Below are 15,255 nucleotides of genomic sequence, written 5' to 3'. Positions count from 1 at the left end.
GGGCACGTCACTCGACGGCTCGGCACGGGAGGGGCACCGTGGTCGCTCCAGGGTTCCGTACGCGCATTGCCTCAAGCCTGCTGGTGGTCGCCACCGCGCTGCCCGTCTCCATGATCGCCGGTCCCGCGTCGGCCGCGGACCTCCGCGCCACCCCGGCCGCCCGTCCCGATGAGTCGCTGGACGACTTCGCGGCGGATCCCCCGCTGGCCGAGGACCGCCTGGGGGAGCAGTACCCCGGCCTACCGGAACGGTTGCCGGACCTCCCCGGTGCCGACGACTTCCGGGACCTCCCGGACATCCCCCTCGGGCTCTCCGGCTCCCTTCCGGACTTCCCGCACGCCCCCGGCGGGCCGTTCGCCCACCGGCCGCGGCACCACCACCCGCACCACTTCTTCGGCCCGTACTTCCCCTGGCGTTCGGACCCGGCGCCGGACGCCGACGAGTACGCCACGGACGACTCCGCGGACGCCTCCGAGCCGTCCGCCCCGCCCCGCGCTTCCGCTTCCGCTTCCGCCCCCGTCCGGCACGCGCCCCGCCGGCCCGCTCCGGCGCGGCCCCGCGACGAGCCCCCGGCCCCGTCGGGCTCCGGCCAGGCCGCGGGCGAGGCGACCCGGCCGTCCCCCGCGCGCCCCCGCGACCTCGCCGACGCCCCCGCTCCGGCCCGCCACCGGGCGCCTGCGCCCGCACCCGAACCGGACCACACCGCGGCCGGTCCGGAACCGGGAGCCAGCCCCTACACCCTCGACGCCCCGGGAACCCGGGTCGAACGGGTCCTGCCGATGGGGGCGGGGATGACGCTCACGGGTCTGGGGCTCGCGTTCCTGGGACTTCGGCTGCGGCGCCGCTGAGTCCTCGTTTCACGTGAAACGCCGTCGGGCCTCGTCGTTTCACGTGAAACGGTCGGCATCCCGCGGCGTCGTGCGCAGCGGTGCGGCAAAAGTCTCGTGTGTCCGTGTGTATGCCGGCGTTCCGTCCGCTGCGCACGACACCCTCCGGATACGGGTGGATCACCTTCTGCCAAGGGCACCACTGTTCCGACCCGTCGTACGAGAGAATGGCGGCATGGATATGCCGATGAACGAACGGTCGCAGGAGAACCAGCACGTCCTGGTCGTCGGCCCGGACGGCATGGCGCTCGGCAGCGCCGGCTCCGGTGGCGGGGACGGGGACGACGAACCCCGTGAGATTCCGGTGACGGACATGGTCGAGCAGCCTGCGAAGGTCATGCGCATCGGCAGCATGATCAAGCAGTTGCTGGAAGAGGTGAAGGCGGCTCCCCTCGACGAGGCGAGCCGGGTGCGCCTCAAGGAGATCCACGCCAGCTCGGTCAAGGAGCTGGAGGACGGGCTGGCACCCGAGCTGGTGGAGGAGTTGGAGCGGCTCTCCCTGCCCTTCACCGACGAGTCGGTGCCCACCGACGCCGAACTGCGGATCGCCCAGGCACAGTTGGTCGGTTGGCTGGAGGGCCTCTTCCACGGCATCCAGACCGCGCTCTTCGCCCAGCAGATGGCCGCCCGCGCCCAGTTGGAGCAGATGCGCCGCGCGCTGCCGCCCGGCACCGCCGCGGAGGGCCACGCGGAGCAGCCCGGTCACGACGGCGCCCGGTCGGGCCCGTACCTCTGATCGCGGCGCCCGGAACGGCCGAGGGGCCGGCACGCATCCCGCGTGCCGGCCCCTCTCCGTTGTCAGGAGGCCGCTGCCGTCAGTTGCTGCGACCGGTGGAGATGGTCAGCCGGATGGTGTCGTTGCTGCGCGGGTTCCACCAGCTGACGGCGGCCGGGGTCTGGTCGGTGACGGTGTTCTTCCCCCAGATACCGTCGTTCTCCTCCCTGACCACCTTGTACTTCCAACCGGCGGCCTCGATGCACTGCTTGACCGACTCCAGGTTCTTGAACTTGAAGTTGGGGAAGAGCACCTTGCCCTTCTCGCTGTAGCTCGGCGTCGGGTTGGTGCACTCGGACGTCTGGACCGTCGCCGTCTTGTCCTCGGGGCGGACGCTCGACATGGGCGAGGAGTAGGAGTACCCCGGCGTCGGGTTGTCGGTGCCGCCGCTGCCGCCGTCGGATCCGGCGCTCAGACCGATGCCGACCGCTATCGCGGTGACCACGATCACCCCCACCACCGCCGCCACGATGATCACCGGGCTGTTGTTCTTCCGCGGACGCGCCGGCGGCATCCCGTTCGCCACCGGGGGCGCGGGCGGCCCGGGGAACGGCGGAGGCGGGGCCTGGAAGCCGGCGTTGGCGAACGGCGCCGGCGTCGGGGCCGGACCCGGGGCGGGCGTCGGGTAGGCGTTGTTCACCGGCGGCGGCGTCGACGGGCCGAAGGCCGGCTGGGTCGGCTGGTACGGCTGCTGGACGTGGGGCGGCACCGGCGTCTGCGGGTTGCCGGAGGCGGTGGGGAACACCGCGGAGGAGACCGAGGCCCCGCTGGTGCGGGCCCGTGGCCCCTCGCTGATGATCAGCGGCGTGGCCCCGGACTGCCCGGACCCGGCGATCCGCAGGCACTCGTCCCGCATCGCCTCGGCCGTGGGGAAACGATCGTTGGGGTTCTTCTTCAGCGCCCGGGCGACCAGTGCGTCCACCGCCGGCGGCAGCGAGCGGTTGATGCTCGACGGGACCGGCGGCTCTTCCTGGACGTGGGCGTAGGCGATGGCCAGCGGCGAGTCCGCGTCGAACGGGAGCTGGCCGGTCAGCAGCTCGAAGAGCATGATGCCGACCGAGTACAGGTCGGAGCGGGCGTCCACGCCGCGGCCCAGGGCCTGTTCGGGCGAGAGGTACTGCGGGGTGCCGACGACCATGCCGGTCTGCGTCATCGACGTCACGCCGGACTGCATGGCGCGGGCGATGCCGAAGTCCATCACCTTGACGACGTTGCGCTTGGTCATCATGACGTTGCCCGGCTTGATGTCCCGGTGGACCAGGCCCATCTCGTGGCTCGCCTCCAGCGCGGCGAGCACGTCGGCGGTGACCTTCAGGGCCTTGTCGGTCGGCATCGCGCCGTGCTGGGCGATGTCGGCGTCGAGCGCAGAACGCAGCGGCTGGCCGGAGACGTACTCCATGATGATGTACGGCACCATGCCGCCGTCGAGCTCGTCCTCGCCGGAGTCGAAGACCGAGACGATGTTGGTGTGCGTGAGCTTCGCCACTGACTGCGCCTCGCGGCGGAAGCGCTCGCGGAACGCCTGTTCGCGGCCGAGCTCGGTGTGCAGCGTCTTGATCGCGACCTCGCGGTCCAGCACGCTGTCGTAGGCGAGGTGCACGGAGGCCATGCCGCCGGCGCCGAGAAGATCACGAAGCTGGTAACGTCCACCGCCGACCGAACGGCCCCCGAATTGGCCCTGAGCGCCGTCCTGGCTCATCGTTCCGCTTCCCCCTGGGCGCAGGGCCCTGTGTCTAGCGATCGAAATCTAGAATTCCGCAGCCAAGTCTGCCCCAGGCCGCGGACACGTCAAGCTGTGTGCCCGTTCCGTGACCAGATGTGCAAGATCCGGACACGGATACGGGGGGTTTCGGGGTCCCGGTCACCTCTGATGAACTTGCCACACCTGGCATCCGGAAGGTTTGATGGCCGGTCCACGACGGACCGGTGGGTGCCGCGGAACCTGTAGCGTGCTCTAGCGAAGACCGAGACCTTACCGCTGTAACGCGGATCGATTCGACGGCGAGGACCGATGGCACCGACGCAGCGCCCCGAAGGGCCGTCCGATCCTGACGCCACCGGCTCGCATGTCCCCGACGCACCGGAGATGTGGGGCAACGGCGGGCTGGTCGGCGACGGGCGCTACCGCCTGACGCACCGGCTCGGCCGCGGCGGCATGGCGGAGGTGTTCGCCGCCGAGGACGTGCGCCTGGGCCGCACCGTCGCCGTGAAGCTGCTGCGCGCCGACCTCGCCGAGGACCCGGTGTCCAAGGCCCGCTTCACCCGCGAGGCACAGTCGGTGGCCGGGCTGAACCACCACGCGGTCGTGGCCGTGTACGACTCCGGCGAGGACTTCGTCGGCGGCAACACCGTGCCCTACATCGTGATGGAGCTGGTCGAGGGCCACACCATCCGCGATCTGCTGCTCAACGCGGACGCCCCGCCGCCGGACCAGGCGCTGATCATCGTCTCCGGTGTGCTGGAGGCGCTGGCCTACAGCCACCAGCACGGCATCGTGCACCGCGACATCAAGCCCGCCAACGTCATCATCACCAACAGCGGCGCCGTGAAGGTGATGGACTTCGGCATCGCCCGCGCCCTGCACGGCGCGCAGTCGACCATGACTCAGACCGGCATGGTCATGGGCACCCCGCAGTACCTCTCCCCGGAGCAGGCGCTCGGCAAGACCGTCGACACCCGCTCCGACCTCTACGCCACCGGCTGCCTGCTGTACGAACTCCTCGCGCAGCGGCCGCCGTTCACCGGTGAGACCCCGCTCTCGGTCGTCTACCAGCACGTCCAGGACATGCCGGTGCCGCCCTCCCAGGTCGCCGAGTCGGTGCCGCCGGAGCTGGACGGCCTGGTCATGCGGTCGCTGGCCAAGGACCCCGACGACCGTTTCCAGACCGCCGAGGAGATGCGCGGTCTGGTCCAGTACTCGTTGCAGATGCTGCACGAGCAGGGCGGCCACACCGGCACCTGGAACACCGGCCCGGTCGCGATGCCCGAGGGCGGCCACACCATGGCCCTGCGCGGCGGTGCCGCCGAGACCACCGTGCTCCCCCACCCCGACGCCGGGCAGACCACGGCGCAGCCGGTCCTGACGCGCGGGATGCGGGACGACGACGGCGGTTACGAGGGCGGGTACCGGCAGTCCAAGGGCGGCCGCGGCAAGATCTGGCTGATCGCGGTGCTCGCGCTGGTCGCCATCGCGGCGGGCGTGGCCTTCGCGGTGAAGAACAGCGGCGGCTCCACCCACGCCCCGCCGAAGCAGCCGGCCTCCCATTCCCCCTCGTCGTCGCCGTCGGACGAGACCAGCCAGTCGCCGTCGGACGAGCCGAGCACCCCCGAGACCTACTCGGGCGGTACCAGCGGTGGCGGGAACGGCTACACCCACCGGCCGAGCCGCCAGCCCAGCAGCCCGCCGTCGTCCGCGCCGCCCACCACGCCGACGCCGTCCTCGGAGCCGCCGACCGACACCACCGGCGGGACGAGCGACGGCGGTACCACCGGCGGGAAGACCACCGGCGGGACCACGAGCGGCGGTGACACCACCGGCGGGTCCACCGATGGTGGGAAGACCACCGGCGGCACCAACACGGGCGGTACCAACACCGGTGGTACCAACACCGGCGGCACCCCGGGCACCAACGGCGGCACCGGCGGCACGCCCCTGGGCGGAACGACCGCCGGCTGACGGCGAACGGGCTGACGCCCCCGCGCGTCAGCCCGTGAACGCCCGCCGCACGGCGGGGAGTTCACGGGTCCACCACACCGCCAGCGCGGCCGCTGCGGGGAACTGCGGATCGGTGCGCCGGTCGCCGAGCTGGTAGCGCCAGGTGAGCATCCAGAAGTCGTTCAACCGCTCCCACCACACCCGGTGCACGGCCGCGGCCAGTTCCTCGGGGCCGGCCCCGCACACGCTCCGGTAGGCGTCGGCGTACGCGGCCACCTTCGTCAGGTCCAGCGTCCCGCAGGGGCGGACGAAGAAGATCGCGGCGGCGCGCACCGCCTCCTCGGCGCGGGGCTGCACGCCCAGCCGGTCCCAGTCGACGATCGCGGCCGGTTCGGCGCCGCGGTAGAGCACGTTCAGCGGGTGGAAGTCCCCGTGCACCCAGCCCGCCGCCGGCTCCGCGCCGGGGGCCGGCCGGCGGTGCGCCTGCCGCTCCAGCAGGGCCCGGCGTTCCAGGAGGCGGTGCTCGGCGAGCTCGTCGAAGCTGGTGCGCGGGCGGGCGCCGCGGGCCAGCGCCAGCAGTTCGTCGATCGTCTCGAAGGTCCGCTCGGGGTCGGCGGCGGCGTCCGTACCGGGCGGCCGGGGCGGCGCCGGCTCGTCGGCCATCACCCGCTCCAACGTGGTGTGGACGAGCCCGAGCAGGGCGCCGAGCCGGCGCGACTGACCAATGGTCAGCGCGGTGCCGCTGAGGTGCCGGCCCTCGATCCACGGGTGCAGGGCGTAGCAGCGGCCGTCCAGGACGGTGAAGGTCCGGCCGTCGGCGCCGGTGACGGGCGGGGCGACCGGCAGGCCGTGGCCGGCCAGCCGGCGGGTGGCGCGGTGCTGGCGGGCGAGCGCGACGCGGTCGCCGTCGAGGTGGTGTTTGAGGAAGTAGCGGCCGCCGGTGGTCGCCAGGAAGTAGCCGTGGTTCAGCAGTCCTTCGGCGACGGGCTCGCAGGACAGCGGCGCCCCGGCACGGTCGTAGTGGCGCAACAGGGATCCGAGGGTGTCGCGGTCGGGCATCGCCGCCGACCGGACTACAGATGAGCGCAGCACGCGCCAGATGTTAGATCAACATCGCCCAGTGGAGTGGGTGCTCCGGAAAGCCTTACAGAGGGTGTGCAAATCCGAAGACCGGGACGTCCGTGAGGTGATGCAGCGTCACGAACTCCGGCGCGACCCGCAGGTAGACCGGATCGTACGGTACCCCGTCGGCCAGCCGCGGGGTGCGGCCGAACAACTCCCGTTCGCCCGCGGTCGGTTCGATGACCCGGGCGGTCCCGGTGCACTGCACGGACCAGGTGTCGCGGGCGCCGCCGACGTTGTCCGCCTCGTACGCGACGACGCTGCCGTCCAGCGCCCGGTGGTAGTCGTAGCCGCGGTGCAGCCGCAGGAGCAGCCGGCCGTCGACGACGAGGTGCCGGGTCACGGTGGTGAAGGGGAGCGCCCGCCGGCTGGCCGACACCCGGCCGTAGGGGGTCGTGCTCAGCAGCTCGATGGCACGGAAGACGTCGGTGGGCATGGCCTCCAGGGTGCCCGGCCGGGGTGGCGTCGGATAGGGACGGCCGCCCCCGATCGACGGGACGTTGGTCCCTGCCGGCGGCCGCGGAATCGTCGGCTCCGCGGCCCTGCCCGGCGGGCGTGTGCGCTGCTCAGCGCCTTTCCGCCTGCCGCCGCGCGACATAGGCGGCGGCCTGCGAACGGCGCTCCATGCCCAGCTTGGAAAGCAGGCTGGAAACGTAATTCTTGATCGTCTTTTCGGCGAGGTGAAGGCGTTCGCCGATTGCGCGATTGGTCAGTCCCTCGCCGATCAGATCGAGGATCTTGCGTTCCTGTTCGGTGAGGCTCGCCAGCCGGTCGTCGCTCTTGGTGGCGTTGCCGTCGCGAAGTCGTTCCAGGACACGGGCGGTGGCCACCGGGTCGAGCAGCGACTTTCCGGCCGCCACGTCGCGGACGGCGGAGAGGAGTTCGCTGCCCCGGATCGCCTTGAGGACATATCCGGACGCACCGGCCATGATCGCGTCGAAGAGGGCCTCGTCATCGGCGAACGAGGTGAGCATCAGGCACTTGATGTCCTCGTTCTGCGAACGGACCTCGCGGCAGACCTCGACGCCGCTGCCGTCCGGGAGCCGGACGTCGAGCACGGCCACGTCCGGACGCGTCGCCGGGATCCTGACCAGCGCATCGGCCGCGGTGCCGGCCTCGCCGACCACCTCGATGTCTTCCTCGACCGACAGCATTTCGTGGACACCCCGCCGGACCACTTCGTGGTCATCGAGCAGGAAAACCGTGATTTTTCCGTCTTCGCGCACCTTCCCAGTCTCACACATCAACTCTTCCCGTGCTCCAGGTCACCGATATAACGTGCCGTTGTCCCGGCGGCCTGCAACGCTGTGACCAGGAGTTGTTCCCAGCCTTCGCGATTTACTTGGAAATCCAAGCAAAATCGCAGGTCAGCGCCATTTCCACTTCGGCTTTGACAATGGGTAACGTGCAATGAGCAGGCCACTCCGGGGCGCTTTGTTCCACCCGGATCCGGCCGCGTTCGCACACACCCCGTGCGCCGTATCGGATACCGGGTGAGCCGCAAACGGCCACCGGCGGACCCCGGGGGCCGGACAGACGGAGGAGCAGCACGTGACCGTGGAAGGCACTGCCGAGCGGAAAACCGCCCGCGACGGCAGCAAGCGCACCACCGCCAAAAAGGCGACGACGAAAAAGGCGTCGCCGTCCAGGGCCAGGAACAGCGCCGGGCCGGACCAGGCGGAGCAGGACGAGCTCGTACAACTCCTGACCCCGGAAGGGATTCGGGTCGAGCACCCGGATTACGCGATCGACCTCAGCGCCGAGGAACTGCGCGGGCTCTACCGCGACATGGTGCTCACCCGGCGGTTCGACGCCGAGGCGACCACTCTCCAGCGCCAGGGCGAACTGGGCCTGTGGGCCTCGCTGCTGGGCCAGGAGGCCGCCCAGATCGGCTCCGGCCGCGCGCTGCGGGACGACGACTACGTCTTCCCCACCTACCGGGAGCACGGCGTGGCCTGGTGCCGCGGCGTCGACCCGACGAACCTGCTGGGGATGTTCCGCGGCGTCAACCACGGCGGCTGGGACCCCAACAGCAACAACTTCCACCTCTACACCATCGTCATCGGCTCGCAGACGCTGCACGCGACCGGCTACGCGATGGGCGTGCAGAAGGACGGCGCCGATTCCGCGGTCATCGCGTATTTCGGTGACGGCGCCTCCAGCCAGGGCGACGTCGCCGAGTCCTTCACCTTCTCCGCGGTCTACAACGCCCCGGTCGTCTTCTTCTGCCAGAACAACCAGTGGGCGATCTCCGAGCGCACCGAGAAGCAGACCCGCGTCCCCCTCTACCAGCGCGCCCGGGGCTTCGGCTTCCCCGGCGTCCGGGTCGACGGCAACGACGTGCTGGCCTGTCTCGCGGTGACCAAGGCGGCGCTGGAGCGGGCGCGCACCGGCCAAGGCCCCATGCTCATCGAGGCGTTCACCTATCGAATGGGTGCCCACACCACCTCCGACGACCCGACGCGGTACCGCCCCGACGAGGAGACGCTGGCCTGGGAGGCCAAGGACCCGATCCTGCGGCTGCGGAAGTACCTGGAGGCTTCGGGGTTCGTCGACGACGCCTACCTCGCCGCGATCGAGGAGGAGAGCGACGTCCTGGGCAAGCGGGTCCGCGACGTCGTACGGGCGATGCCCGACCCGGACCACCTGGCGATCTTCGAGAACGTCTACGCCGACGGGCATGCGCTCGTCGATGAGGAGCGCGCGCAGTTCGCCGCCTACCAGGCGTCCTTCGCCGACGCCGACGCCGCCGCGGAGGGGAACTGACCATGGCCGTCCACGAGAAGATCACCATCGCCAAGGCGATCAACGCGTCGTTGCGGGCCTCCATGGAGGCCGACCCCAAGGTCCTCGTCATGGGCGAGGACGTCGGCAAGTTGGGCGGCGTCTTCCGCGTCACCGACGGGCTCCAGAAGGACTTCGGCGAGGACCGGGTGATCGACACCCCGCTCGCCGAGTCCGGCATCGTCGGCACCGCGATCGGCCTGGCCCTGCGCGGCTACCGCCCCGTCGTGGAGATCCAGTTCGACGGCTTCGTCTTCCCCGCCTACGACCAGATCGTCACCCAGCTCGCCAAGATGCACGCCCGGGCGCTGGGCAAGGTCAAGGTGCCGGTCGTCATCCGCATCCCGTACGCGGGCGGCATCGGCGCCGTCGAGCACCACTCCGAGTCGCCCGAGGCGCTGTTCGCGCACGTCGCCGGGCTCAAGATCGTCTCTCCGTCGAACTCCTCGGACGCCTACTGGATGCTCCAGCAGGCCATCGCCGGCGACGACCCGGTCATCTACTTCGAGCCCAAGCGCCGCTACCACGACAAGTCGCGCCTGGACACCGAGTCGATCCCGGACCCGCTGCACAAGGCGCGGGTCACCCGGCCCGGTTCCGACCTCACGCTGGCCGCCTACGGCCCGATGGTGAAGGTCTGCGAGGACGTCGCCAAGGTCGCGGCCGAGGAGGGCAAGTCGGTCGAGGTCGTCGACCTGCGCTCGATCTCCCCGATCGACTTCGACACCGTGCAGTCCTCGGTGGAGAAGACGGGCCGGCTGGTCGTCGTCCACGAGGCGCCGGTCTTCTTCGGTTCGGGTGCGGAGATCGCCGCCCGGATCACCGAGCGCTGCTTCTACCATCTGGAGGCTCCGGTGCTGCGGGTCGGCGGCTTCCACGCCCCTTATCCGCCGTCCAGGCTGGAGGACGAGTACCTTCCGGGGCTGGACCGGGTGCTCGACGCCGTTGACCGCGCGTTGGCGTACTGAGGGTTGAGGGGAGTCGTGACCATGACTACAGGTACCGCCGGCGCCGCGAACGCGCAGCGCATCCGCGAGTTCAAGATGCCCGACGTGGGCGAGGGCCTCACCGAGGCCGAGATCCTCAAGTGGTACGTCGGGCCGGGTGACACCGTCACCGACGGCCAGGTCGTCTGCGAGGTGGAGACCGCCAAGGCCGCCGTCGAACTGCCCATCCCCTACGACGGGGTGGTGCATGCGGTGAACTTCGGCGAGGGCACCACCGTCGACGTCGGCACGGTGATCATCGCCGTGGACACCGACCCGGGCGCCGGGCCCGTCCAGGGGCAGCCCGGTGCGGGCGAGGTGCCCGCCGACGCAGCGGAGGAGGACGCCGAGCCGCAGGGCCGGCAGGCGGTGCTGGTCGGCTACGGCGCCGCGCCGTCCTCGACCAAGCGCCGGGCGCGCAAGCCGCAGCCGGGCGCCGGTGCGCAGCCCGCAACGCGCGTTCCGCGCGCGTCCGTTGGATCCCCGTCGGAGTCGGTGACCGCCGGGCTCCAGGCGGAGCTGAACGGGCGGAGCGCGCCCGCTCCGGCCGCCACCGCGGTGGCCGTCGCGGAGCCGCCCCCGGTGCCCGCCGCCGCGGTGCCGGCCACCGGGCGGCCGCTGGCCAAGCCCCCGGTCCGCAAGCTGGCCAAGGACCTGGGCATCGACCTGGCGACGGTCGTCCCGACCGGCCCGGGTGGCGTCATCACCCGCGACGACGTCCACGCCGCGGTGGCTCCGGTCGAGGCGGCGCCTGCCGTCGCCCCGACCGCGCCCGCGGTGGGTGTTCCGGCTGCGGCCGCCGCCGTCGGTGCCTTCGACGCGGCCCGCGAGCGTCGGGTGCCCGTCAAGGGCGTGCGCAAGGCCACCGCGCAGGCGATGGTCGCCAGCGCCTTCACCGCGCCGCACGTCACGGAGTTCATCACCGTCGACGTGACCCGCACGATGAAGCTCGTCCAGGAGCTCAAGCAGGACCCGGACCTGGCCGGGCTGCGGGTCAACCCGCTGCTGCTGGTCGCCAAGGCGTTCCTGGTCGCCCTCAAGCGCCACCCGGAGGCCAACGCCGCCTGGGACGAGGCGAATCAGGAGATCGTCTACAAGGACTACATCAACCTCGGGATCGCGGCGGCCACCCCGCGCGGCCTGATCGTCCCGAACATCAAGGACGCGGGCACGAAGGCGCTGCCCCAGCTCGCCGCGGAACTGGGCGAGTTGGTGGCCACCGCCCGCGAGGGCAAGACCACCCCGGCGGCGATGTCCGGTGGCACGGTCACCATCACCAACGTCGGCGTCTTCGGCGTCGACACCGGCACCCCGATCCTCAACCCCGGGGAGTCGGCGATCCTGGCCTTCGGTGCGATCAAGCTCCAGCCGTGGGTCCACAAGGGCAGGGTCAAGCCGCGGCAGGTCACCACGCTCGCGCTCTCCTTCGATCACCGCCTGATCGACGGCGAGTTGGGCTCCAAGCTGCTCGCGGACATCGCGGCGGTGCTGGAGCGTCCCAAGCGCCTGATCACCTGGGGCTGAGCCGCATAGGCAACAGGGGCGCCGTTTCACGTGAAACCGTCGGTGAGTTTCACGTGAAACGGCGCCCCGTTCTTCGTTGTTGGTGGCGGACTCCGGCCGGCCACTCAGCCCCGGATGAGCTCGACCGCGCGGCTGAGGTGCGCCAACGGGCCGGTCGGGGCGGACGGGTCGACCTGTGCGGCGCCACGGGTCAGCGCGGCGCCCGCCCACACGGCGGCGACGATCAGCGCCAGCACGGTGGCGTTGCGGGTGTGGCGGCCGGTGTGCGTCCTGGTCTGCATGTCAACTCCCCTTGTCCGACGGGGCCTCTCGGCTCCCTGTCTCCATTCACCCATGGATTCCGGGCCGTTCCCTACGCGTCAGGTACGGATCCGCGTACGCCTTGAGGTGGACCCCGGTCCCCCGGAGGTCCCCCTTTCGTCAGCGCCGGACATCCGTCGGAAAGGGTTTGCCGCCGTCGGCCGGGCTGTTTACGGTCGGCGAAATGAGGAGTCACACGATCATTCGCCGCTATCGGGACGAGGACCAGGACGCGGTGTGCGACCTGTGGTCCCGGGCGGCGCGGCAGGCGCATCCGTTCATCGAGGGGGAGGGCGAGGGAGAACGGGCCCGGCTCCTCCGCGAGGTGTACCTGGTCCGGGCCGAGAACTGGGTCGCCGAGCGCGACCGGACCGTCGTCGGGCTGCTCGGGCTCCTGGCCGGCGACGAGGGGCGGGACGGTGCCGAGATCGGCGGGCTGTTCGTGGCGCCGGAGGCGCAGGGGGCGGGCGTCGGCCGGGAGCTGGTGGAGCACGCGGCCGCCCGGTACGGGGCACTGACCCTGGAGGTCTTCGAGGGCAGCGCCCGGGCCCGGCGGTTCTGCGCGCACCTGGGGTTCACGGAGCGCGGGCGGCGGATCGACGAGCGGACCGGCCACCCGCTGATCGCCGCGGCACGCGAGGCGCCGCTGCGGTCGGTGTCCTGGCTGCATGTCCGCGACGGGCGGCTGCTGAGCGTACGGACGCGGGGCAACGACACCTTCTACCTCCCGGGCGGCAAGTACGAACTGGGGGAGACCGCGCGGGAGGCGCTCTCGCGGGAGCTCTCCGAGGAACTCGGACTGCGCATCCCCGCCGAGGAGCTGTCGGAGGAGTTCGTCATCCACGACGTCGCGCACGGCAAGAACGGTCGCCGGCTGCACATGACCTGCTTCGTCGGCGGGCCGCAGGACATCGAGCCCGCCCCGGGCCGGGAGATCGCCGAGTACGCGTGGTTCGACCGCGCGGAGTCCTGGGAGCGCTGCGCGCCCGCCCACCGGCAGGTGGTGAACCGGCTGATCGCGCAGGGGCGGATGCGGGGCTGACGGCCGGCCGGGGCCCCGCTGCGGGTGGCTGGTACCCCGCATAACGCCCCTACCAGGACAAACATCGCGTTGATTGTCCGCATCGCGGAATGGTTCACCGTTCGCATACCTGTTGTATCTATCCTGTGTGCATGCCATCAGCGTCCCTGCCCACCGCCCCCGCGAGGGAGTCCGGTACCGCCAAACCGCCGCCCGCCGCCGAGCGGGTCTATTCCCACATCAAGGACGCCGTCCTGGACCGCCGTTACGAGGGTGGGATGCTGCTCACCGAGGGGGAGCTCGCCGACGCCGTGGGGGTCTCCCGGACCCCGGTGCGCGAGGCGCTGCTGCGCCTTGAGGTCGAGGGGCTGATCAAGCTCTACCCGAAGAAGGGCGCGCTGGTCCTGCCGGTCTCCGCGCAGGAGATCGCCGACGTCGTCGAGACCCGGCTGCTGGTGGAGAAGCACGCGGCGGCCAAGGCCGTGCCCGCCGGCGGGGCGCTGATCGACGAGCTGGACGCGCTGGTCGAGACGATGCGGGAGCAGGCCGCCGCGGGCGACCTGGCCGCCCTGTCGGCCACCGACCGGGCGTTCCACGCGGCCATCGTGCGCAGCGCCGGCAACCAGATCCTGGACCGGCTCTACGAGCAACTGCGGGACCGCCAACTGCGGATGGGCGTCGCGGTGATGCACTCCCACCCCGACCGGATCGCCAAGAACATCACCGAGCACACCGAGATCCTCGACGCGCTGCGGGCCGGTGACGCCGACGCGGCCACCGACGCCGTGCAGCGGCACGTCAGTTGGGTCCGCAATCTCGCGCGGGGGGACGAGCGATGAGTGGCCGTACCGAGGGCGCCGCCGGAGGCGAGAGTTCCACCGGCAGCGGCATAGGGGGCGGCGGCGCCCGGTTGCTGCCCTCGGACCCGCCCGGCGGCCGCAAGGCCATTGCCGTCTGGGGCATCGGCGTCGCCGTCTACTTCGTCGCGATCACCTACCGCACCAGCCTCGGCGTGGCCGGCCTGGACGCCGCGCACCGCTTCCACATCAACGCCTCGGCGCTGTCCACCTTCTCGATCCTGCAACTGCTGGTCTACGCGGGCATGCAGATACCCGTCGGCCTGCTGGTCGACCGGTTGGGCGCGAAGAAGGTCCTCGCCCTCGGCGCGGTCCTCTACACCTTGGGCCAGTTCGGCTTCGCGTTCTCGGACTCGTACGGCATGGCGCTCGGTTCGCGGGCGCTGCTGGGCTGCGGTGACGCGATGACCTTCATCAGCGTGCTGCGGCTGGGCTCCCGGTGGTTCCCGGCCCGGCGCGGCCCGATGATCGCGCAGATCGCCGCCCTGGTCGGGATGGCCGGCAACCTGGTCTCCACGCTCGTGCTGGCGCGGCTGCTGCACACCTTCGGATGGAGCGCGACGTTCGCCAGCAGCGCCCTGGGCGGCATCGTCGTGCTGGTCCTGCTGCTGGCCTTCCTCAAGGACCACCCCGAGGGCTTCGCCCCACCGCCCGCGCCCCGCGAGCACAACGGTGCCGCGTTCGTGCGCCGGCAGATCCTGGACGCCTGGCGCGAGCCCGGCACCCGGCTGGGCATGTGGGTGCACTTCACCACCCAGTTCCCGGCGATGGTCTTCCTGCTGCTGTGGGGCCTGCCGTTCCTCGTGGAGGCCCAAGGACTCTCCCGCGGCACCGCCGGCGAACTGCTCACCCTCGTCGTGCTCTCCAACATGGCCGTGGGCCTGGTCTTCGGGCAGATCATCGCCCGCCACCACGCGGCCCGGCTGCCGCTGGCGCTGGGCACGGTCGCGGCCACCGCGCTGCTGTGGGCACTCACCCTGTGCTGGCCCACCGCCCACGCGCCCATGGCGCTGCTGGTCGTGCTCTGTGTGGTGCTGGGCGCCTGCGGTCCCGCCTCGATGATCGGCTTCGACTTCGCCCGGCCGGCCAACCCGGCGGAGCGCCAGGGCACCGCGTCCGGCATCGTCAACATGGGTGGCTTCACCGCCTCGATGACCACGCTGCTCGCCATCGGCGTCCTGCTCGACTCCACCGGCGACAACTACCGGATCGCCTTCGCCTCGGTCTTCGTGCTGGAGGCCATCGGGGTCTCGCAGATCCTCCGGCTGCGTCGGCGGGCGGCGCAGCGCGAGCAGGAACGGCTGGTCGTCAGCAGGGTCGAGGCCGTTCACGTCCCGGCCTGAG

At 71.4% G+C, this 15,255-nt stretch carries 14 protein-coding genes; 9 read left to right on the top strand and 5 right to left on the bottom strand.

Annotation, left to right across the window (positions count from 1 at the left end; translation table 11 throughout):
* Positions 1-38: 38 nt before the first annotated feature.
* Both ACIQU6_RS00865 and ACIQU6_RS00860 read left to right on the top strand, forming a co-directional pair.
* Positions 39-848 carry a hypothetical protein gene (locus tag ACIQU6_RS00865; RefSeq protein WP_403479474.1) on the top strand — a complete coding sequence of 270 codons (810 nt, stop codon included), beginning with the start codon at positions 39-41 and terminating at the stop codon, positions 846-848.
* A gap of 214 nt (positions 849-1,062) precedes the next feature.
* Positions 1,063-1,623 carry a bacterial proteasome activator family protein gene (locus tag ACIQU6_RS00860; protein WP_403479473.1) on the top strand — a complete coding sequence of 187 codons (561 nt, stop codon included), beginning with the start codon at positions 1,063-1,065 and terminating at the stop codon, positions 1,621-1,623.
* A 79-nt stretch (positions 1,624-1,702) separates the two neighbouring features.
* Here ACIQU6_RS00860 and ACIQU6_RS00855 read toward each other — a convergent pair whose 3' ends face one another.
* On the bottom strand, positions 1,703-3,361 hold the full coding sequence (locus ACIQU6_RS00855) for a protein kinase (protein ID WP_403479472.1): 1,659 nt from the start codon (positions 3,359-3,361) through the stop codon (positions 1,703-1,705).
* A gap of 312 nt (positions 3,362-3,673) precedes the next feature.
* Here ACIQU6_RS00855 and ACIQU6_RS00850 point away from each other — a divergent pair, with 312 nt between their 5' ends.
* Complete coding sequence (locus ACIQU6_RS00850) at positions 3,674-5,338, top strand: protein kinase (protein WP_403479471.1); 1,665 nt, start codon at positions 3,674-3,676, stop codon at positions 5,336-5,338.
* Positions 5,339-5,365: 27 nt separating this feature from the next.
* Here ACIQU6_RS00850 and ACIQU6_RS00845 read toward each other — a convergent pair whose 3' ends face one another.
* The 3 genes from ACIQU6_RS00845 to ACIQU6_RS00835 all read right to left on the bottom strand — a co-directional run bounded on the left by ACIQU6_RS00845 (position 5,366) and on the right by ACIQU6_RS00835 (position 7,665).
* Positions 5,366-6,409 (bottom strand): phosphotransferase, encoded by a 1,044-nt coding sequence (locus tag ACIQU6_RS00845; protein ID WP_403479470.1) that lies wholly within the window; start codon positions 6,407-6,409, stop codon positions 5,366-5,368.
* Positions 6,410-6,461: 52 nt separating this feature from the next.
* Positions 6,462-6,875 (bottom strand): pyridoxamine 5'-phosphate oxidase family protein, encoded by a 414-nt coding sequence (locus tag ACIQU6_RS00840; protein ID WP_403479469.1) that lies wholly within the window; start codon positions 6,873-6,875, stop codon positions 6,462-6,464.
* 130 nt (positions 6,876-7,005) lie between these two features.
* A complete protein-coding gene (locus tag ACIQU6_RS00835; protein ID WP_274914710.1) occupies positions 7,006-7,665 on the bottom strand; it encodes a response regulator transcription factor in 660 nt (219 codons plus the stop codon).
* Between the two features lie 325 nt (positions 7,666-7,990).
* Between ACIQU6_RS00835 and pdhA the strand changes: the two genes are divergently transcribed.
* The 3 genes from pdhA to ACIQU6_RS00820 are packed head-to-tail and all read left to right on the top strand — an operon-like array spanning position 7,991 to position 11,733.
* A complete protein-coding gene (pdhA, locus tag ACIQU6_RS00830) occupies positions 7,991-9,205 on the top strand; it encodes a pyruvate dehydrogenase (acetyl-transferring) E1 component subunit alpha (protein WP_403479468.1) in 1,215 nt (404 codons plus the stop codon).
* A gap of 2 nt (positions 9,206-9,207) precedes the next feature.
* Positions 9,208-10,191, top strand: a complete 984-nt coding sequence (locus ACIQU6_RS00825) for an alpha-ketoacid dehydrogenase subunit beta (RefSeq protein WP_403479467.1) — start codon at positions 9,208-9,210, stop codon at positions 10,189-10,191.
* A 21-nt stretch (positions 10,192-10,212) separates the two neighbouring features.
* Positions 10,213-11,733, top strand: coding sequence for a dihydrolipoamide acetyltransferase family protein (locus tag ACIQU6_RS00820; protein WP_403479466.1), 1,521 nt, complete (start codon positions 10,213-10,215; stop codon positions 11,731-11,733).
* 104 nt (positions 11,734-11,837) lie between these two features.
* Here ACIQU6_RS00820 and ACIQU6_RS00815 read toward each other — a convergent pair whose 3' ends face one another.
* Positions 11,838-12,014 (bottom strand): hypothetical protein, encoded by a 177-nt coding sequence (locus ACIQU6_RS00815; protein ID WP_403479465.1) that lies wholly within the window; start codon positions 12,012-12,014, stop codon positions 11,838-11,840.
* A 203-nt stretch (positions 12,015-12,217) separates the two neighbouring features.
* On the opposite strand from ACIQU6_RS00815, the gene ACIQU6_RS00810 reads away from it, so the two are divergent.
* From ACIQU6_RS00810 to ACIQU6_RS00800, 3 genes are all read left to right on the top strand, one after another.
* Positions 12,218-13,075, top strand: a complete 858-nt coding sequence (locus ACIQU6_RS00810) for a GNAT family N-acetyltransferase (RefSeq protein WP_403479464.1) — start codon at positions 12,218-12,220, stop codon at positions 13,073-13,075.
* A gap of 131 nt (positions 13,076-13,206) precedes the next feature.
* Complete coding sequence (locus tag ACIQU6_RS00805) at positions 13,207-13,893, top strand: GntR family transcriptional regulator (RefSeq protein WP_403479463.1); 687 nt, start codon at positions 13,207-13,209, stop codon at positions 13,891-13,893.
* Between the two features lie 107 nt (positions 13,894-14,000).
* Positions 14,001-15,254 carry a nitrate/nitrite transporter gene (locus ACIQU6_RS00800; protein ID WP_403479644.1) on the top strand — a complete coding sequence of 418 codons (1,254 nt, stop codon included), beginning with the start codon at positions 14,001-14,003 and terminating at the stop codon, positions 15,252-15,254.
* Position 15,255: the final 1 nt, after the last annotated feature.

The sequence above is a fragment of the Streptomyces sp. NPDC090442 genome, assembly GCF_044769405.1.
GTDB lineage: Bacteria > Actinomycetota > Actinomycetes > Streptomycetales > Streptomycetaceae > Streptomyces.
Note: the sequence above shows the minus strand (reverse complement) of the source record. Positions and strands in the feature narration are given on the sequence as shown.